Here is an 18,169-nt window from a genome sequence, read left to right as displayed (position 1 = left end):
TCAGCTCACCGGAGCGAGCGCGGCCGGCCAGCTGTCGCGGAAGATGTCCGCGCTGCGGTCGGTGCTGCGCTCGGTGGCGCTGAACGTGCCGGCGAAGAGGTTGCTGACCCGGTTCGCCTCGGTGGTGCTCGGGTACGGGTTGGTGCAGCTGGTGCCGGCGCTGCCGCCGGACATCAGGATCGCGCAGTTGCCGTTGTAGTTGTCCGGCAGGCCGAGGATGTGCCCGATCTCGTGGGTCATGATCCGCAGCGGGCTGTACTGCGCGGCCTGTTGGGTGTCGATGTAGACCCGGCCGTTGCCGAGGCTGGTCCGCACGGCGTACGAGCCGCCGCCGGTGATCTGGTAGATCCGCAGGTTGGAGCCGCAGTTGGCGGAAAGCGTCAGGTTGACGGTGGCGTTGTTCCAGATCGAGGCGGCCTGGTTGGCGGTGCCGGCGTAGGCGCCTGCCTGGCTGGTGTTGTAGCAGATGGTCATGGCGGCGGACGCGGGCGACGGGTTGGCGACCGTGACGCCGAGGGTGGCGAGTGCCGTCGCGAGCATCGCGACCGCGAGCCGATTGAGTCGTGAGGTCATCGCTGACTCCAATCTTGGGAGGGGGTGCCAGGAGCCTAACGGCAAACATCAATACATTTCAATGCATGAGTTTCGAGGGGTGGTTGGCCGCGTCGGGTCGCCGACTGGCGCGCGAATGCGCTAACCTAACGATCGTTTAGGTTGGTGTGGCGAGGGGGTCGGCGTGACGCTCGACGGTGAGGCGCTGGAGCAACTGCGCAAGCGGGCCCGGTCCGGCGGCGCGGACAAGTACCACGCCGCCAACGCGGCCAAGGGCAAGCTGTTCGCCCGTGAGCGGGTCGCGCTCCTGGTCGACGAGGGCTCGTTCGTCGAGGACGGCCTCTACGCGAACGCGCTCGCCGACGGGCTGCCCGCCGACGGCGTGGTTACCGGCACCGCCACCATCGACGGGCGGCAGGTCTGCCTGATGGCCAACGACTCCACCGTCAAGGCCGGCAGCTGGGGCGCCCGTACCGTCGAGAAGATCATCCGGATCATCGAGCGGGCGTACGGCGCCGGCGTGCCGATGGTCTACCTGGTCGACTCGGCCGGCGCCCGGATCACCGACCAGGTCGACCTCTTCCCCGGCCGGCGTGGCGCCGGCAAGATCTTCTGGAACCAGGTCCGCGCCTCCGGCTCCATCCCGCAGGTGTGCGCGCTGTTCGGCCCGAGCGCCGCCGGTGGGGCGTACATTCCGGCGTTCTGCGACGTGGTCGCCATGGTCGACGGCAACGCCAGCATGTACCTCGGCTCCGACCGGATGGTCGAGATGGTCACCGGGGAGAAGACCACCCTGGAGGCGATGGGTGGCGCCAAGGTGCACACCGCCGAGTCTGGCGTCGGGCACTTCCTCTGCAAGACCGAGGCCGACGCGCTCGACGTGGTGAAAACCTACCTGTCGTACCTGCCGGCGAACTGGACGCAGGCACCGCCGGCCGCGCCGGCCGTCGCCGCGCCCGCGAAGGCCGACCTGGCGGCGCTCGTGCCGGCCAGCGAGCGGCAGGCGTTCGACATGCGGCGGTACGTCAAGGGCCTGCTCGACGAGGGCTCGTTCTTCGAGATCCAGGCGCTGTGGGCCAAGGAGTTGACCATCGGGTTCGGTCGCCTCGACGGCCAGGTCGTGGGCGTGCTCGGCAACAACTCGATGTTCAAGGGCGGCGTGCTCTTCGTCGACTCCGCCGACAAGGCGACCCGGTTCGTGCAGCTCTGCGACGCGTTCAACGTGCCCCTGCTGTTCCTCAGCGACGTGCCCGGCTTCATGGTCGGCAGCGCCGTGGAGAAGCAGGGCATCATCCGGCACGGCGCCAAGATGATCACGGCGATCTCCGAGGCGACCGTGCCGAAGATCTGCGTGGTGGTCCGCAAGGCGTACGGCGCGGGTCTCTACGCGATGGCCGGCCCCGGGTTCGAGCCGGACGCGACCATCGCGCTGCCCAGCGCGAAGATCGCGGTTATGGGGGCCGAGGCCGCCGTGAACGCGGTCTACGCCAACAAGATCGCGGCGATCGAGGGCGAGGCCGAGCGGGCCGCCTTCGTGGCCGCCAAGCGGGCCGAGTACGAGCAGGACATCGACGTCGTCCGGCTGGCCAGCGAGCTGGTGGTCGACGCCATCGTCGAGCCGCACGACCTGCGCGGCGAGTTGGTCCGCCGGTTCGCGGCGGCGCGTACCAAGGATCGGCACTTCTCCCGGCGCCGGCACGGCGTCACCCCGGTCTGACCCGACGACCGACCCCCGCACAGCCACCCGTCCCGGCGTCACGAGCGTCCGACGGCACCGTCCCCACAGGAGGATGAGATGGACTTCCGGCTCACCGACGACCAAGCGGCGCTGCGGGAGAGCGTGCGGGACTTCGCGCGCGAGGTGGTCGCACCGGTCATCGCCGAGCACTACGAGCAGCACACCTTCCCGTACGAGGTGATCCGGCAGATGGGCAAGATGGGCCTGTTCGGCCTGCCCTTCGGCGAGGAGCACGGCGGCATGGGTGGCGACTACTTCGCGCTGTGCCTGGCCCTGGAGGAACTCGCCCGGGTCGACTCCAGCGTGGCGATCACGCTGGAGGCGGCGGTCTCGCTGGGCGCGATGCCGATCTACCGGTTCGGCACCGAGGAGCAGAAGGCGACCTGGCTGCCGAAGCTGCTCAGCGGCGAGGCGTTGGCCGGTTTCGGGCTCACCGAGCCGGGCACCGGGTCGGACGCCGCCGGCACCCAGACCCGAGCGGTGCTGGACGGCGACGAGTGGGTGATCAACGGGTCGAAGGCGTTCATCACCAACTCGGGGACCGACATCACGGCCATGGTCACCGTCACCGCGGTGACCGGCACGAACCCGGACGGCTCGAAGGAACTGTCGACCATCATCGTGCCCACCGGAACGCCCGGCTTCACCGTGGCGCCCGGCTACTCCAAGGTGGGCTGGACCGCCTCGGACACCCACGAGCTGACCTTCGACGACTGCCGGGTGCCGGCGGCCAACCTGCTCGGTGCGCGTGGTCGGGGGTTCGCCCAGTTCCTGCGGATCCTCGACGAGGGTCGGATCGCCATCGCCGCGCTGGCCGTCGGCCTCGCCCAGGGCTGCGTCGACGAGTCGATCAAGTACGCGAAGGAGCGGCACGCCTTCGGCCGGCCGATCGGTGACAACCAGGCGATCCAGTTCAAGATCGCCGACATGGAGTTGAAGGCGCACACCGCCCGGCTGGCCTACTACGACGCCGCCGCCCGGATGCTGGCCGGCGAGCCGTTCAAGCGGCAGGCCGCCATCGCCAAGCTGCACGCCAGCACGATCGCGGTGGACAACGCGCGGGAGGCCACCCAGATCCACGGCGGCTACGGATTCATGAACGAGTACCCGGTCGCCCGGTTCTGGCGGGACTCCAAGATCCTGGAGATCGGTGAGGGCACCAGCGAGGTGCAGCGCATGATCATCGCGCGCGATCTGGGCCTCTGACCGGAACGACCGGACCCGCCGTACGGCATCGTCCGGCATCGTTGGACCGGGCGTGCCGGGCGGGGCTGTCCGTTCGGCTGTCGGGTTTCGGCGAGCGGGCGTCGGCAGCCCGACGTTCGACTGCCGATGGTCGTAGCCGATCCGTACTCTTCGTGCCCATGACTCCGGATCATGACGGGTCACCGGGGCCGGCCGGTCGTACCGGGCTGCCGGAACTGCTCCGCGCCCACCGTCGGGCCGCCGGCCTGACCCAGGCCGAACTCGCGGCCCGGTCTGGCGTGGGCGTACGGACGGTGCGTGACCTGGAGCGTGGCCGGTCCGTCCGGCCGCAGCGCACCACGGTCGGCCTGCTCGCCGAGGCGTTGGAGCTGAGCGGCGCGACCCGGGCGGCGTTCATGGCCGCCGCTCGTGGCCCGGTCCGGGGCGAGACCGCCCCGCCGGACGTACCTTCGACATCGTTGACGACCGCTCCGGCGGCGACCCGGCCCGCCAACACGGATCCGCCGGTCGCCCTCCCGCCGCCGGTCACGCTCATCGGGCGGGACCGGGACGTCGGCGAGCTGGCCGGCATGCTGACCACGGAGCCGGGGCCGCAGCTGGTCAGCCTGGTCGGGCTGACCGGGGTCGGCAAGACGGCGCTGGCGCTGTCCGTGGCGCACGCGGCCGCCGGGGCGTACCCGGGTGGTGTGGCCGGGGTGCTCATCGGTGAGGGCTCGGACGGCCCGGACGTGCTCGCCGCCTCGATGGCGGTCCTCGGTGGGGCCCGGCTGCCAGAACTCGCCGCCCGGCTCTCCGGGCGGCCGACGCTGCTGGTGATGGACGCGGTCGAGCGCGCTCCCGGCCCGGTGGCCGAGACGCTGCACCGGTTGACCGGCGTGCTGCCGTCCCTGCGCGTGCTGGTCACCGGACGGCATCCCGTCGGGCTACCCGGCGAGCGGGTCTGGCCGGTCGCGCCGCTCGACGTACCGCCGCCAGACGCCGACGGGGCCGGATCGGCGACGCTCGGAACGTGGCCGGCGGTCGCCCTGTTCACCGCCCGACTCGCCCAGGTCCGTCGGGAGCCGCCCACCCCCGACGAGTTGCCGGCGCTGGCCGCGCTGGTCCGCCGGTTGGGCGGATTGCCGCTGGCCATCGAGCTGATGGCGGCCCGGGGTCGGCTCCTCAACCTCACCGAACTGCTCGACCGGTACGGCGACCGCGTGCTCGACCTGACCACCCCCGCCGACCCGCCGACCCATCCCGGCTGGGACGGACCGGAGGCGGCGACCGGTCGTCCGAGCGGTGCCGACACCATCCGTGCGGCGGTGGCGGGCACCCTCCGGGACGCGGTGGCGACCAGCTACCGCCTGCTCGCCCCGGACGAGCGGGCGGCGCTGCGTCGGCTCGCCATGTTCGGCAACCGATGGTCGGTGGAGCAGGCCGAGGAGATGCTCGCCGACGAGGCTGACCGGGACGGCACCGTGGCGATCGACCCCCTTCCGGTGCTGGACCGGCTCGTCGAGTTGGGCCTGCTGAGCGTGCGGGGCACCGGTTCGTTCCGGTTCCGTCTGCTCGACGCGGTCCGCGACTTCGCCGTCGAGCAGGCGGCCGGGGGTGGTGAGCTGGGCTGTCTGCGGCGCCGGCACGCCGAGGTGGTCGCCCGCCTGGCGGCGCGTACCGCGGCGGACCTGGCCGGCCCCCGGCTGCCCGATGCGGTGCACCGGTTGGACGAGGTGAGCAGCGACATCAGCTCGGCGCTGTCCCACGCGGCGACCGACGACCCGCTGACCGCGCTCCGCCTGGCGGCCTGCCTGCCGCGGTGGTGGCGGTTCCGCGGGCGCGATGTCACCGGGCGGCAGTGGTTGCGGCGGCTGCTGGCCGACCCGAGGACCGCCGACGCCGATCCGGTCCTGCGGGCCTGGGCGACCCTCGGGGTGGCTCGGCTCGCCACCGAGCACGGTGCGGGTGCCGACGAGTTGCCCACGGCGCGGGCCGCGTTGGACATGTTCCGGCAGGCGGGCGACGTGACCGGGGAGTTGGAGGCGCGGAACGTGCTCGGCGCGCTGCTGATCACCGTGGGTAGCCATGACGAGGCCCGCGAGCAGGCCGAGGCGGCACTCCGGCTGGCTGCTCGCAACGGGCGGACGCGGGACCTGGCGGTGGCCCAGAACAGTCTCGCCTGGCACGAGATCCGAGTGGGTGACCTGGCGGCGGCGCGCCGCCGGCTGGCCGCCGTGGACCGGCTCGCCGCCGAGGGTGGAGAGCAGCGGTTACGGGTGCTGGCCTGGGCGAACCGGGCCGAGGTCGCCCGCCTGGAGGGCCGGTACGCCGACGCCGTGGACCAGGGGCGGCGTGCGGTGGCGGCGTTGTCCGAGCTGGGGGATCCGGGGCATCGCCGTCGGGTGCTCGGCACGGTGGGCCTGGCGCTCGCCCAGGATGGTCGCGGTGCGGAGGCGACCGAGGTGCTCGCCGAGCTGCGCGCGGGGGCTGCCGAGGCGGCGGCCGTCCTGATGCCCTCGCCCGGCCCGCCGCGGCCGCGTTCGGACGACGCCGTGCTCGCCTGGGGTGGCCCCGAGGTGGGGATCTGCGCGCTGATTGAGGGGAATCTGGCGCTGCACCGGGGTGACCGGGAGTTGGCCGCCGAGTGGTTCGCGGCCGCCGCCGACGCCGGTCACGACCGGCGGGACGTGGTGGAGGCGCTGGTGGGGCTGGCGGCGAGCACCGGAGACCCGGCGATCCTCGACCGGCTCGACCGGGTCTGTCAGGACAGTGGCATCCAACTGCTGCCGCAGGAGTCCGGGTTGCTCTACGCGTTGACCGCCAGCCGGGGAGGGCCGGCGACGCGGTAGTGGCGGCGGAGTGGCGCGGACGAAGAGCCCCCTTGGTGCTACCCCTCGCTGTTCGCCCGCGCCGTCACCCCCCGGTGGATCCCCGGTGGACGAAGCCTGCCACCGCAGCCCGAGCGGAAGGCGCTTTTCGTGGTTTTTATCCGGATGCCAAGGTCAGTTCTGCCGGTCTTTCTGCCGGTGGTGTCACACGGCTTCTCGGTGCCGCCGACGGCCGCCGAACCGGTCAGGGTCGAGGCGCGGCGGCCTCCTCCGGGGCGGCGTCGGTGCTGCCGGCGGTGGCGCAGGGATGTACGGCGTCACGGACCCGACGCAGGCCGTCGAGGAGCGCGGCCAGGGCCTCCGGGTCGAGTTGACCGGTGAACCACTGCTCGATCATCTGCAGGTGCCCCGGTAGCGTCTCGTCCAGTCGCTGCATGCCGGCCGGGGTGACCACGGCGTACGAGCTGCGTCGGTCGTTCGGGCACGCCCGGCGGGTGAGCAGACCGTCGCGTTCCATCCGGTCGACCACCCTGGTCACCCCGCTGGTGGAGAGCGACGTCTGCGCGGCGAGGTCGGTCATCCTCAGCTGGTTGCCCGGCGAGCGGGCCAGTCGGGTGATGACCTCGAACTCGACCGCGGAGAAGCCGTGCTCCTCCAGTTGTGCGTCGAACCGGGCCGACAGCCCGGCGTGCACCTCGAAGAGCAGGCCGACAGCGGTGATCCGGGGATCGTCGAAGACGTTGGTCACTCGTTCATCCTACCAGTACTTGACACGGGGAATATTGTTATCGTTATAGTTGGCGTACTAAACGATCTCTTCTGGAGGACAGCAGCATGACCAGCAGCACCGATGCGGTTACCCGCGACTGGGACGGCCTCACCATCCCGGCGGCCGGCACCTACGTGCTGGACGTGGCGCACAAGCGGGTCGGCTTCGTCGCCCGACACATGATGGTGAGCAAGGTCCGTGGTGAGTTCAACGAGGCGACCGCCACCATCACCATCGCCGAGGACCCGCTGCAGTCCTCGGTCGTCGCGACCATCCAGGCCGCCAGCATCGACACCACCCAGGGCGACCGGGACGCGCACCTGCGCAGCCCCGAGTTCCTGGACGCCGAGAAGTACCCGACGATCGAGTTCCGCAGCACCGGCGTCACGTCCCGCCGCGGCAGCGAGTTCGTGCTCACCGGTGAGCTGACCATCAAGGACGTCACCCGTCCGGTCGAGCTCCAGGTGGAGTTCGAGGGCGTCGGTCGCAGCCCCTTCGGCCAGGACATCTTCGGCTTCTCCGCGAGCACCGAGATCGACCGCGAGGAGTTCGGCCTGACCTGGAACGTCGCCCTGGAGAGCGGTGGCGTGCTGGTCGGCAAGAAGGTCAAGATCGAGATCGAGGGCGAGGGCATCCGCCAGGCCTGATCCCTCGGATCGCCGGTACGCTCCGGGCCCGCGCCGCACGTCGGCGCGGGCCCGCCGTCATCTCCACGGCCTCCCGTCCGGGTGTGAATTGTCACGAGTTGCTCGCACCGCGAGCGGATCCGTCACCATGTCGACGGGGTACAGGTGGCGGCACGAGCGCGCTCGCCACGGCTGGCGTCGGAACGCCGCAACCGGCCTCTGGCCCGGCCAGGTGAGCGCTCTTACCGTGGATGGTTCACAATGCGCTTTCCGGGACGGCAGGATCCCGACCGCGCCGGCCGTCGGGAGGACACATGGGCAGGGACGTCTCGCAGGGCGCCTTCACCCGGGAGGACCGCGTCCGCTACCGGCACAAGGTCCGGCGATGCCTGGACGTCTTCGCCCTGATGCTGGACGACTTCGGCTTCGACGCCGACCGGCCGATGACCGGCCTGGAGATCGAACTCAACCTCGTCGACTCGGCCGCCGAGCCGGCGATGCGCAACGAGGAGATCCTCGCCGACATCGCCGACCCGCTCTTCCAGACCGAGCTGGGGCAGTTCAACCTGGAACTCAACGCCGAACCTCGACTGATCGAGGGCACCGGCTTCGCCAACTACGAGCACGACCTGCGCAGCAGCCTGGCCCGGGCCGATGAACGCGCGGCCAGGTCCGACGCGAAGATCGTCCTGGTCGGCATCCTGCCCACCCTCACCGAGGGGCACCTGGTGGAGGACAACCTCTCCACCAACGAGCGCTACCGGGTGCTCAACGACCAGATCGTCGGCGCCCGCGGCGAGGACATCGAGCTGGACATCCGCGGCGTCGAGCAGTTGCAGACGCACACCGACTCGATCGCCCCCGAGGCCGCCTGCACCAGCCTCCAGTTCCACCTCCAGGTCGCGCCGGACAGCTTCGCCGACTACTGGAACGCGTCCCAGGCCATCGCCGGGGTCCAGGTGGCGGTCGGGGCGAACTCTCCCTTCCTGTACGGCCGCCAGCTGTGGGCCGAGACCCGGATCGCCCTGTTCCAACAGGCCACCGACACCCGCCCGGACGAGCTCAAGGCCCAGGGGGTACGCCCCCGGGTGTGGTTCGGCGAGCGGTGGATCACCTCGATCTTCGACCTGTTCGAGGAGAACGTCCGCTACTTCCCGCCGCTGCTGCCCATCTGCGAGGACGAGGACCCGGTGGAGGTGCTGCACGCCGGCGGTGTGCCGCAGCTCGGTGAGCTGCGGTTGCACAACGGCACGGTCTACCGCTGGAACCGCCCGGTCTACGACATCATGAACGGCCGTCCGCACCTGCGGGTGGAGAACCGTGTGCTGCCGGCCGGCCCGACGGTGGTGGACATGCTGGCGAACGCGGCCTTCTACTTCGGCCTGGCCCGTGGTCTGGCCGAGGCGGACCGGCCGATCTGGAGCCAGCTCACCTTCAGCTCCGCCGAGGAGAACTTCCACGCCGCCGCCCGGCGCGGTCTGGACGCCGTCCTGCACTGGCCCCAGCTCGGCGATGTGCCGGTCACCAAGCTGGTGCTGGATGAGCTGCTGCCCACCGCCGCCGCGGGACTGGACGGGTTCGGGGTCGCGGCGGAGCAGCGGGACCGGCTGCTCGGCATCATCGAGCAGCGCTGCCGTACCGGCCGCAACGGTGCGGTCTGGCAGACGGAGGCGGTCTGGGCGGCGGAACGGCACCAGGGCATGGACCGGCCCGCGGCCCTGCACCACATGGTTCAGAACTACGCCGAACTCCAGCGCACCAACGAGCCGGTCCACACCTGGCCGGTCCACTGACGTCCCCCGCCTCACTTCCCGCTCCGCGCGGAGGAGCGGGAGCGGCAGCGGCGCAGGTCAGTCGCTGGCGGGGCGGGGGTTTTTGCGGGTAGCCCGGGCGCGGCGAAGGGTTGGTACCGGGTCCTGCGGTGGCATCCCGGTGTGGGCGGGAAGGTCCGGCTCCGACCGTGGTGCGGGCACCCGGGGTACGCGAGTCGCGTCACCAGGCCCGGATTCCTCTGGCGCGTCGGGTCCGTCGCGCCGCGCCGACGTGCCGATCTCGATGCCGGGTGCGGGCGACCCGGGTTCGGCCGCACCGGCCGGGACGTCCACCGTGGCCCTCGTCGGGTCGGGCTGGGCGGGTGGGGCAACCACGTGCCGGTGGCGCTGGGCGCGCTCGGCGAGGACGGCGGCCAGCACCGACCCGCCGACACCGACGATCACCGCGTACGGGGCGATCAGTTGGGTGGACAGCTGTGCCGGGCCCGGCGTCGACCAGCGCGGCACGGTGCTCAGGTACGCGAGCGCGACGAGCAACGGGCCGGCCGCCCCGGACGCCGCCGCGCCGACCCGGTGACCCGGTGATCGGGCGGCCCGCCGCGCGGCCGACGCCCCGATCACCAGTGCGGGGACGAGAGCCAGCAGCGCACCGGGCCAGTAGAGCTGGTCCCCGATCCAGTACCGGGGGTGATCCGGGTCGAGCTGCCACGTGCCGAGCTGAGCACCGACCAGGCCGCCTCCGACGCGTACCCCGTCGATCACCGAGACCACGGCGAGCAGCCACAGCCAGGCGGCCGTCGCGGTCACGTTCACCGCGGCGGCGCGGGCGCGCAGCGCCCAGAGCGCGACGAGTACGCCGATGAGGATGCCCAGTGCCGTGTGCGCGGCGGCGATCCGCTGTGGCACGTCGCTGTCGGCGCCGACCGCGACCCGCGCGGGCACGGCGACGAGTAGCACGGTGACCAACCCGCCGAGCCCGGCGCCGAGGGCGATGGCCACCCGCCCCAGCAGGTCACGGCCTTCGGCGGGAGCCGTCGGTCCGTGCAGGCCACGGCTCTCAGCGGGAGCCGTCGGTCCATCCACGGTGGGCGGTCGGTCGGTCCCGGTCGGGCCGGTGGCGGGAGTCGAGGGACGCTCGGACCCGTCCGCCGGCACCGGGGTGGGCACCTCGGGACGGGTCACCGGCACCGGCCGCTGGTGCAACCGCTGTGCGCAGACCGCGCCGAGCACCGTTGAGCTGGCGGCCAGCCAGGTCGCCCAGGCGAGGCCGTCCGCCCATGCCGTGTCGGCGGCGCCGGCGTCGGTGGGCGTCCAGGTGATGACGCCGAGCCCGTAGCCGAAGCCCAGTTGTGCGGCGCCCGCGCCGGCAGCGACGCCGATCGCCGTCGCGATCGATACTCCCCAGCCCCGTCTGGCCATGCCGGGCAGCGTAACGTCCCGTCGACGGCGCGGCGAGTCGCAGATGATCCGCCGGCACGGGCCGATGGGCGCGAACGGGCTTGGCGGTGACCGGTACGGTCGCCGGTGATGAGGCGGTGTGCGGTATGACGGATGTGAACACGGGGCGGCAGGAATCCGCTGGCGACCGGGACGGGGGCGGCCCGAGCAGGGCCACCGTGCTGCTCGGTGGCGGGCTGGTGGCGGTGCTCCTCGCCGCGGTGGGCGCGACCGGCGGTTGGCTGCTGGCCGGCGATGACGACGATCCGGAGCAGCCACTCGCCGTGGCGACCGCGTCCGCCACGCCGACCACCCAGACCACCGCGCCCAGGCCGAGTACGGGCCGGACCACGCCCTCGGCTCCCCGCACCACCGCCACCACGACCAAGGCGTCCGGGCTGACCGTGCCGCCGGTGCTCGGCGCCGATTTCGAGGAGGCCCGGGACATGCTGCGCAAGCAGCGCCTGGGCTGGCGGCTGGTCTTCGGAGGTGGCACCGGTCGTACGGTGGAGAGCGCCTCACCCGCCGTGGGCACCGAGGTCGTCCGGGGCACCACCGTGCAACTCCAGATCGCCGGGCCGCCGCCGCCCGCCGAGGTGCCGGATGTGGTTGGCGACGACTGCGCCAAGGCCGCCGACGAGTTGGTCGAGGAGGGCCTCTACCCCAGTTACCGCAGCGGACGCAGTGGAAAGGTCACCCGGCAGGAACCGGCCGAGGACGGCCCGGCCCGCTGGAACGACCAGGTCAGCATCTGGTGCGGTGCGGATCCGAACGGCCAGCCGACCGCGAAACCCACCTTATGATCCACGTCGGCCGGTGACCGTGTCCCGGCTCGCCGGGGCCGCTGATCCCCGCCGATGGTGCCGTGGGCCGCTAGGTTGACGGTCGAGGGCCATGCCGCCCGCCCGGTTCGGGAAAGGACGTGCGATGAGCGACGACCGCCAGGAGCCGCCCGCCGGGGAGCACGACGACGACCGGACCCGCGCCCTGCCGCCCGCCGACCGGCCGCAGCGGACGCCCGCCGCGCCGGACGAGACGGCGCCGATGGACCGGGCTGCCTCGCCCGACGAGACGGTGCCGATGGATCGCTCCGCCTCGCCCGACGAGACGGCGCCGATCGACCGCTCCGCATTCGCGCAGCCGGCCGACCGGACGGCGCGGATGCCCGCGGAGCGGTCCAACCCCGCGCCGTGGTCGGGGCGGGCGGAGGTACGGCCGCCGCGACCGGCCGAGCCGGGCGGCGAGTGGTACGCCGAAGATCAGGGTGGGCGGCGATGGTGGCTGCCGATCCTCTGGGGTGTGCTCGCGCTGGTGCTCGCCGGCCTGCTCGGGGCCGCGCTCTGGGTGGTGCTCAATGCTCGGGACAGCGACCGGGACGACCCGGAGTCCACCCCGTCGATTCCCCCGACCACTGCCACCAGCGCCGCGCCGACCAGCGCCGCCCCCACCTCCGCGACGCCGAGCAGTGCGACGCCGAGCAGCCCGCCGCCGTCCAGCGAGCCCGCCGAGGTGCCGGTGCCGCCGGTCGCCGGCCTGCCGCAGGCCACCGCCGAGGGGCTGCTGGACCGGCTCGGCCTGCCCTACCGGGTGGTGTACCGGCCGTCGGAGCTGCCGCCCGGGACGGTGGTGGGCACCGATCCGGAGGCCGGTACGACGGTGTCGACCGGCGAGGACGTACTACTGATCGTCTCGCAGGCCCGGCCCTCGACCGGGAGCAGCCCGACCGCGCCGAGCCCGACGGCGACGAGCACACCGTGACCGGTGTTCACCACATGCGGCGGCGGGTGCCGACCAGGCCGAGCCCGGCCAGCGAGATGGTGAGACCGAAGATCCCGGACCAGAACAGTGAGCGGCGCACGTCCGTCGAGGCGTCCCCGGTCGGGCCCGCCTCGGCGAGGTCCTGGCGTCCGTCGGACTGACCACCGGCACCGGCGCCGGCCACTGAGCTGGTCGGGTCGGCCGCTGCGGCGTGGTGGCTCGGGGCGACGGCGCCGATCCAGCCGGGGTCGTCGTCCAGTGGTGGGTCGGCGTCCACCACGGTGATCTCCGGTGCCGGCACCGGGGTGGTCAGCCGGGTCGCGGACGACGCCGGGTCGCGGACCAGGACCACGGCTGTGGTCACGGCCGCGAGCAGGGCGAGCAATCCGAGGGCATAGGCGATACGGGAGCGGTGGTGCCGCCGCGGGGCGGGCTGATTGACCATGACCATCCCAGGATCAGGGCCCGGGACGTGCGGGTGGAACGGTGCCGGGGTGGGCGTATCAATTCTATGGTGACGGCACGCCCACCGGCGGCGGATCGCGGTGGTCAGCCCACCCGGACGGGGGTACGGGAGACGGGCCGCCGCGTCCGTACGGTGTGCGGGCGGGGTTCCGGTGCGGCCTGCACCTGTTGCAACCCTTCCCGCTGGACGAAGATCGACCGTCGGTTGACCGCGTCGCCCGCGGCGTTGAGCTCGTAGCCGTCGAGCCAGAGCCAACCGTCGTACGTCGGCCAGTCGAGCACCCGGATCACCCGGAACATGATCGGCCTGAGGAACTGGACACTCGCCGCGCGAGTCACGTGCAGAACGTCACCGGAGCGGGGAAGCACATGGGCTCCTGGGGAGGGTTGGCCGGCGGTTGCGCCGGCGGTGACTGATCGGGGAAGAGTCTCGGCCGGTGACGGGGTCGTGCCTCGTGGACCGGTGGTGCGGATGGTGGTGGTCGGGCCGTACTCCGCTGGTGGCGTGCCGCCACCCGACCATCACCCGGCTGCTTCCGGGAACCGCGCCCGCCGCCGCAGCTTGCCGGCTTGCAGCGGCGGGGTCATCACCCCGGAGCAGGTCTCGGTGGTGCCGGCCAGGCCCGCGTCGTGCCCGACGCCCCCGGGTCGGTGGGGTCACCACTCCGGGGGATCAGACGGAGACGCTGAGTGATCCGTGCCATACGGACAGAGTGCATCAGTGACGTGCTTCATGCAAGTTGCACGTCGAGTTTTGCCGATACGCGAGCGTGTCGCGCAAAGCGGCGCTTGAAGCCTTCCGTGTCCGGACGGCACACTGGGGGCCAGTGTCGCCCGTCGCGGCCGGCCGATGACCGGCACCACCCCCTCGCCGCGAGCGTTCGCCGGTCGACGGTCGCGCCCCCGGCGGGCGGCAGCCAGCGGCGCGTCGACCGGAGGTAGCACGGGTGGGGTCGAGCAGCCAGCGGCGGGAACCAGTGACTCGAAGGTTGCGCGATGAGTGAACGGCGCAGCCCGACCATCAGACGGCGGCGGCTCGGTGCCGAGCTGCGCCGCCAGCGGGAGTCCGCCGGGATCACCATCGAGGTCGTCGCCGAGCAGTTGGAGTGCTCCGCGTCGAAGGTCTCCCGGATCGAGACCGGCCACACCACGGCCACGCCCCGCGACGTGCGGGACATGCTGCGGATCTACGGCGTGGTGGGCGCCGAGAGCGACGAGCTGGTGCAGATCGCCCGGGAGGCCCGACAGAAGGGCTGGTGGCACCCGTACAGCACGGTGCTTGTCGGCGCGTACGTCGGGCTGGAAGCCGCGGCCAGCTCGATCCGGGCGTACGAGCAGCAGGTGGTGCCGGGTCTTCTGGAGACCGAGGAGTACGCCAGTGCCATGATCCGCGCCGCCCGGCCGGACTTCACGGCCGATCAGGTACACCAAAGGGTGCGTGTCCGTCTGGGCCGTCAGTCGTTGTTGACCCAGGACGATCCGGTCGATCTGTGGGTGGTGCTCGATGAGGCGGTGGTGAGTCGGCCGGTGGGCGGGGACGAGGTGATGCGCGGCCAGCTGAAGAGGCTGGTCGAGGTGGCCGAGTTGCCGAACGTGACGCTTCAGATCCTGCCTTTCGAGGTGGGTGCGCACGCCGGCATGGACGGGACCTTCACGATCCTCAGCTTCCCTGAGCCCGGTGATCCGGATGTTGTGTACGCGGAGAACGCCACGGGTGGGCTCTTCCTCGAGAAGAGCGACGAACTACAGAAGTACAGCTTCATCTTCGATCACATCCGCGCTGCGGCCATACGTCCCGAGGAGTCCGTCGCACACATCGCAAAACTGGCAGAGGAGCCGTTGTGGAAATGGCGACCAAGGAGTTCCCCGTGGACCTGACGCAGGCAGCATGGTTCAAGAGCTCGAAGAGCGGGCCGAACTGTGACAACTGCGTGGAGGTGGCGTACGTGACGGGGGCGGTCGGAGTGCGGGACTCGAAGGACAAGGCCGGCCCGGCCCTGGTCTTCGCCCCAGGTGACTGGCACGCCTTCGTCGCTGGCACCAGAGGTGGTGTGTTCGGCTCGGCCTGACCGAGCGGCTGTGCGGTCCCCGTCCGGTTCCGACCGGGCGGGGACCTTCCCGTGCCCGGGGCCCGGCCGCCCGCGCCGTCGTCGGGCGGGGGCCGCGAGGTTCCGCCGGGATTCCCGTCGCCACAGCGGGTCCGTCTCGTTGAACCGGTCGGTAGCGGCGCTGGTCGATGATCCGCCGCGCCGATCCGCAACCGAGCGAGGTAGGCGAGACGGATGACGACGATCGGGTCAGACAATCTCACCAACGGTCCGGGCAAGCCGGAGCGGTTCGGTGGCAAGTACCGCGGGGCGCGTCGGGACACCGTACTGACCGAGGTGGTGTCGAGCGACCAGGAGGCGTCCGCCGCCGAGTCGGTCGATCCGCCCCTCTCCCTGCCCTCACTCGACCCGAACCCGCTGGTCGAGCCGTCGTTCCCGCCGAGCGGCTGGCCGATGGAGGCGACCGGCTCGCTGGCCGACCACCCGCTGCTGCGCGGTCTGCTGCTGGAGTTGCCGCCGAAGGGCAGCGTGCCGCCGCCCGGATGGCTGGACCGCTGGTTCGAGGCGACCAGGGCGATCCTGGAGCTGCTATACGTGCAGGGGCCCGGCCGCTCGCGCTGACGTCGACGCCGCCGGGCGGGTCCGCTCGGCGAGCCGGCTGTGTCGCAGCGCGTGCCGGACGCCGATGACGGCCACCGTGAGCGCGCCGACGGTGATCGCCGGCCCGGTGACACCGGGCTCGGCGCCGAGGTCGGCTCCGGCTGCCGCGATCACCGCCGGCAGCGTGGTCAGGGCGCTCACCTGCAAGGGCAGCCCGACGAGGGGATGTGCCCCCGCGGCACGCAGGCCGTGCGGGGCCGGGGTGGCGGGCGCGCTGGCGAACGCGCTGGCGCCGGCCCACAGCCGCCGGATCCGCCGTACGGAGCAGACCGCCACCACCAGCGCGGGGCCGACGGCCAGGGTCAGCCCGGCGGCGGCCCGGTCGACCGGGGCGGTGCCCGCGCTGAACAGCCCACCGGCGAGCACGGCCGCGGTGAGGGTCACACCGCTCAGGGCGAGGACCAGCAACCATCCGGTACGCCTACGCAACGTGCGGGTGTTGCGCAGCCGGGGCAGGCCGTCGGCCAGGACGCCGGCGGCCAGCCAGACGGCGGCGATCGGCAACAGGATGGTGAGCTGACTCTCCATGTCGGAGAGTCTTTCCCGGATCGACGTCGAGCGAATCCGGGCCGGTCCCCCGTTCACCCCGGACCCAGACCCCGTAGGGGGGTCATCCCACCGAGGTTATGGACGTTTCGACATGTTCAACCGGGCGACCATTGAAATACCCTCAGCTCGATCGGCAACAGTCGATTGACGGTGGGGCCGGTGGTCGCGATCCGCCGCCGGTCGGAGGGAGGTAGGAGATGGGTCTTCCACGCAGGTCCGTACTGGTCGGGGTGGCCACGGCGACCGCGCTGGCCGTCGGCACCCCAGCCCTGGCTGCGGAACCGGTCGGCGTGGTCCAGGCCGCCGGTGGAGCCACCGCCGTGCCGGACAGCTACATCGTGGTCCTCAAGGACAGCGCGGTGGCCCGCGACCGGGTCGGTGACACCGCGAAGCGGCTGTCCAGCCGCCACGGCGGCAGGGTGGCCCGCACCTACGGCACGGCGCTGCGCGGCTTCGAGGTCACCGTGAGCGCCAACGCGGCGGCGCGGATCGCGGCCGACCCCGCGGTGGCGTACGTGGAGCAGAACCACACCGTCTCGATCTCCGGAACGCAGGCCAACCCGCCCTCCTGGGGCCTGGACCGAATCGACCAGCGCAACCTGCCGTTGGACAGCTCCTACACCTACCCGAACACGGCGAGCAACGTGCACGCCTACATCATCGACACCGGCATCCACTTCTCGCACAACGACTTCGGCGGCCGGGCCACCTCCGGCTACGACGCCGTGGACGGCGGGTCGGCCGACGACTGCAACGGCCACGGGACGCACGTCGCCGGCACGGTCGGCGGGTCCGCGTACGGGGTCGCCAAGGGCGTCCAGCTGGTCGGCGTACGGGTACTGGACTGCTCCGGCAGTGGCACGATCGCGGGTGTGGTCGCCGGCGTCGACTGGGTCACCGCGAACGCGGTCAAGCCGGCGGTGGCGAACATGAGCCTCGGTGGTAGTGCCAACAGCTCGCTCGACACGGCCATCAACAACTCGATCAACTCCGGCGTCACGTACGCGGTCGCGGCCGGCAATGGCAACACCCTCGGCGTCCGGCAGAACGCCTGCAACTACTCCCCGGCGCGGGTGGCCTCCGCGATCACCGTAGGTGCGACGCAGAACAACGACGCGGCCGCGAGCTTCTCCAACTTCGGCACCTGCGTCGACATCCTGGCACCGGGCGTCAACATCACCTCGGCCTGGTACAACAGCAACACCGCGACCAACACGATCAGCGGCACCTCGATGGCCTCGCCGCACGTCGCCGGTGCGGCGGCGCAGGCGCTGTCGACGAACCCGTCCTGGACGCCGCAGCAGGTGCGGGACTACCTGGTCAGCAACTCCACCCCGAACGTGGTGACCAACGTCGGCACCGGCACCCCGAACCAGTTGCTCTACGTGGGCAGCGGCGGCACGACCCCGCCGCCGACCGGCTGCACCGGCACCAACGGCACGGACGTGTCGATCCCGGACGCCGGCGCGGCGGTGACCAGCTCGATCACCATCGCCGGCTGCGGCCGCAACGCCTCGTCGGCCGCCACGGTGGCGGTGAACATCGTGCACACCTACCGCGGTGACCTGGTCATCGACCTGCTCGCCCCGGACGGCAGCGCGTACCGCCTGAAGAACAGCAGCAGCTCGGACAGCGCCGACAACGTGAACACGACTTACACGGCCAACGTGTCCAGTGAGGCCGCCGACGGCACCTGGCGCCTGCAGGTGCGGGACACCTACTCGGCCGACACCGGCTACATCAACACCTGGACCCTGACCGTCTGACCGCCTCCCACGACCG

At 72.0% G+C, this 18,169-nt stretch carries 17 protein-coding genes; 11 read left to right on the top strand and 6 right to left on the bottom strand.

Annotated elements, in window-relative coordinates; genetic code table 11:
- Complete coding sequence (locus O7620_RS24700; protein ID WP_151492504.1) at positions 1–573, bottom strand: snapalysin family zinc-dependent metalloprotease; 573 nt, start codon at positions 571–573, stop codon at positions 1–3.
- A 163-nt stretch (positions 574–736) separates the two neighbouring features.
- On the opposite strand from O7620_RS24700, the gene O7620_RS24695 reads away from it, so the two are divergent.
- The 3 genes from O7620_RS24695 (at position 737) to O7620_RS24685 (ending at position 6,324) form a co-directional block, all read left to right on the top strand.
- The gene (locus tag O7620_RS24695) at positions 737–2,269 is read left to right on the top strand and encodes an acyl-CoA carboxylase subunit beta (RefSeq protein ID WP_278125421.1); all 1,533 of its coding nucleotides are present in this window, start codon (positions 737–739) and stop codon (positions 2,267–2,269) included.
- 78 nt (positions 2,270–2,347) lie between these two features.
- The gene (locus O7620_RS24690; protein ID WP_278125420.1) at positions 2,348–3,496 is read left to right on the top strand and encodes an acyl-CoA dehydrogenase family protein; all 1,149 of its coding nucleotides are present in this window, start codon (positions 2,348–2,350) and stop codon (positions 3,494–3,496) included.
- 158 nt (positions 3,497–3,654) lie between these two features.
- Positions 3,655–6,324: a helix-turn-helix domain-containing protein gene (locus tag O7620_RS24685; protein WP_278125419.1), complete on the top strand. Its 2,670-nt coding sequence runs from the start codon at positions 3,655–3,657 to the stop codon at positions 6,322–6,324.
- Positions 6,325–6,547: 223 nt separating this feature from the next.
- On the opposite strand, the gene O7620_RS24680 is transcribed toward O7620_RS24685, so the two are convergent.
- Positions 6,548–7,051 (bottom strand): MarR family transcriptional regulator, encoded by a 504-nt coding sequence (locus O7620_RS24680; protein ID WP_151492509.1) that lies wholly within the window; start codon positions 7,049–7,051, stop codon positions 6,548–6,550.
- Between the two features lie 86 nt (positions 7,052–7,137).
- Here O7620_RS24680 and O7620_RS24675 point away from each other — a divergent pair, with 86 nt between their 5' ends.
- Both O7620_RS24675 and O7620_RS24670 read left to right on the top strand, forming a co-directional pair.
- The gene (locus O7620_RS24675; RefSeq protein ID WP_278125416.1) at positions 7,138–7,719 is read left to right on the top strand and encodes a YceI family protein; all 582 of its coding nucleotides are present in this window, start codon (positions 7,138–7,140) and stop codon (positions 7,717–7,719) included.
- Positions 7,720–8,012: 293 nt separating this feature from the next.
- A complete protein-coding gene (locus O7620_RS24670; RefSeq protein ID WP_278125415.1) occupies positions 8,013–9,491 on the top strand; it encodes a glutamate--cysteine ligase in 1,479 nt (492 codons plus the stop codon).
- Positions 9,492–9,548: 57 nt separating this feature from the next.
- Here the strand turns inward: O7620_RS24670 and O7620_RS24665 are convergent, their stop codons facing one another.
- On the bottom strand, positions 9,549–10,889 hold the full coding sequence (locus tag O7620_RS24665; protein ID WP_278125414.1) for a hypothetical protein: 1,341 nt from the start codon (positions 10,887–10,889) through the stop codon (positions 9,549–9,551).
- A gap of 125 nt (positions 10,890–11,014) precedes the next feature.
- Here O7620_RS24665 and O7620_RS24660 point away from each other — a divergent pair, with 125 nt between their 5' ends.
- Both O7620_RS24660 and O7620_RS24655 read left to right on the top strand, forming a co-directional pair.
- Positions 11,015–11,710, top strand: a complete 696-nt coding sequence (locus O7620_RS24660) for a PASTA domain-containing protein (protein WP_278125412.1) — start codon at positions 11,015–11,017, stop codon at positions 11,708–11,710.
- A gap of 124 nt (positions 11,711–11,834) precedes the next feature.
- Positions 11,835–12,665: a PASTA domain-containing protein gene (locus tag O7620_RS24655; protein ID WP_278125411.1), complete on the top strand. Its 831-nt coding sequence runs from the start codon at positions 11,835–11,837 to the stop codon at positions 12,663–12,665.
- A 7-nt stretch (positions 12,666–12,672) separates the two neighbouring features.
- Here O7620_RS24655 and O7620_RS24650 read toward each other — a convergent pair whose 3' ends face one another.
- Entirely contained in the window at positions 12,673–13,116 is a 444-nt protein-coding gene (locus O7620_RS24650) for a hypothetical protein (RefSeq protein ID WP_151493021.1), read from the bottom strand.
- A gap of 98 nt (positions 13,117–13,214) precedes the next feature.
- Positions 13,215–13,499, bottom strand: a complete 285-nt coding sequence (locus O7620_RS24645; RefSeq protein WP_139586807.1) for a hypothetical protein — start codon at positions 13,497–13,499, stop codon at positions 13,215–13,217.
- 627 nt (positions 13,500–14,126) lie between these two features.
- On the opposite strand from O7620_RS24645, the gene O7620_RS24640 reads away from it, so the two are divergent.
- From O7620_RS24640 to O7620_RS24630, 3 genes are all read left to right on the top strand, one after another.
- Entirely contained in the window at positions 14,127–15,008 is an 882-nt protein-coding gene (locus O7620_RS24640) for a helix-turn-helix transcriptional regulator (protein ID WP_278125410.1), read from the top strand.
- Positions 14,978–15,199 carry a DUF397 domain-containing protein gene (locus O7620_RS24635; RefSeq protein WP_278125409.1) on the top strand — a complete coding sequence of 74 codons (222 nt, stop codon included), beginning with the start codon at positions 14,978–14,980 and terminating at the stop codon, positions 15,197–15,199. The genes O7620_RS24640 and O7620_RS24635 overlap by 31 nt, the downstream gene beginning before the upstream one ends.
- A gap of 213 nt (positions 15,200–15,412) precedes the next feature.
- Entirely contained in the window at positions 15,413–15,799 is a 387-nt protein-coding gene (locus O7620_RS24630; protein ID WP_278125407.1) for a hypothetical protein, read from the top strand.
- Here O7620_RS24630 and O7620_RS24625 read toward each other — a convergent pair.
- Positions 15,767–16,366 carry a hypothetical protein gene (locus tag O7620_RS24625; RefSeq protein ID WP_278125406.1) on the bottom strand — a complete coding sequence of 200 codons (600 nt, stop codon included), beginning with the start codon at positions 16,364–16,366 and terminating at the stop codon, positions 15,767–15,769. The genes O7620_RS24630 and O7620_RS24625 overlap by 33 nt on opposite strands.
- A gap of 218 nt (positions 16,367–16,584) precedes the next feature.
- Here O7620_RS24625 and O7620_RS24620 point away from each other — a divergent pair, with 218 nt between their 5' ends.
- Entirely contained in the window at positions 16,585–18,153 is a 1,569-nt protein-coding gene (locus O7620_RS24620; RefSeq protein WP_278125405.1) for a S8 family serine peptidase, read from the top strand.
- Positions 18,154–18,169 lie beyond the last annotated feature (16 nt).

This window comes from Micromonospora sp. WMMD710, assembly GCF_029626045.1.
Classification (GTDB): Bacteria; Actinomycetota; Actinomycetes; order Mycobacteriales; family Micromonosporaceae; genus Micromonospora.
The sequence above is the reverse complement of the archived record's forward strand: the minus strand, read 5'-3'. Positions and strand labels throughout refer to the sequence as shown.

What these genes read in the sequence shown, in the direction of transcription:
- O7620_RS24625 (WP_278125406.1), bottom strand. Translation starts at nt 16,366, where the DNA reads ATGGAGAGTCAGCTCACCATCCTGTTGCCGATCGCCGCCGTCTGGCTG.
- O7620_RS24620 (WP_278125405.1), top strand. Translation starts at nt 16,585, where the DNA reads ATGGGTCTTCCACGCAGGTCCGTACTGGTCGGGGTGGCCACGGCGACC.
- O7620_RS24690 (WP_278125420.1), top strand. Translation starts at nt 2,348, where the DNA reads ATGGACTTCCGGCTCACCGACGACCAAGCGGCGCTGCGGGAGAGCGTG.
- O7620_RS24670 (WP_278125415.1), top strand. Translation starts at nt 8,013, where the DNA reads ATGGGCAGGGACGTCTCGCAGGGCGCCTTCACCCGGGAGGACCGCGTC.
- O7620_RS24630 (WP_278125407.1), top strand. Translation starts at nt 15,413, where the DNA reads ATGACGACGATCGGGTCAGACAATCTCACCAACGGTCCGGGCAAGCCG.
- O7620_RS24650 (WP_151493021.1), bottom strand. Translation starts at nt 13,116, where the DNA reads ATGGTCATGGTCAATCAGCCCGCCCCGCGGCGGCACCACCGCTCCCGT.
- O7620_RS24700 (WP_151492504.1), bottom strand. Translation starts at nt 573, where the DNA reads ATGACCTCACGACTCAATCGGCTCGCGGTCGCGATGCTCGCGACGGCA.
- O7620_RS24655 (WP_278125411.1), top strand. Translation starts at nt 11,835, where the DNA reads ATGAGCGACGACCGCCAGGAGCCGCCCGCCGGGGAGCACGACGACGAC.
- O7620_RS24635 (WP_278125409.1), top strand. Translation starts at nt 14,978, where the DNA reads ATGGCGACCAAGGAGTTCCCCGTGGACCTGACGCAGGCAGCATGGTTC.
- O7620_RS24665 (WP_278125414.1), bottom strand. Translation starts at nt 10,889, where the DNA reads ATGGCCAGACGGGGCTGGGGAGTATCGATCGCGACGGCGATCGGCGTC.
- O7620_RS24640 (WP_278125410.1), top strand. Translation starts at nt 14,127, where the DNA reads ATGAGTGAACGGCGCAGCCCGACCATCAGACGGCGGCGGCTCGGTGCC.
- O7620_RS24685 (WP_278125419.1), top strand. Translation starts at nt 3,655, where the DNA reads ATGACTCCGGATCATGACGGGTCACCGGGGCCGGCCGGTCGTACCGGG.
- O7620_RS24675 (WP_278125416.1), top strand. Translation starts at nt 7,138, where the DNA reads ATGACCAGCAGCACCGATGCGGTTACCCGCGACTGGGACGGCCTCACC.
- O7620_RS24660 (WP_278125412.1), top strand. Translation starts at nt 11,015, where the DNA reads ATGACGGATGTGAACACGGGGCGGCAGGAATCCGCTGGCGACCGGGAC.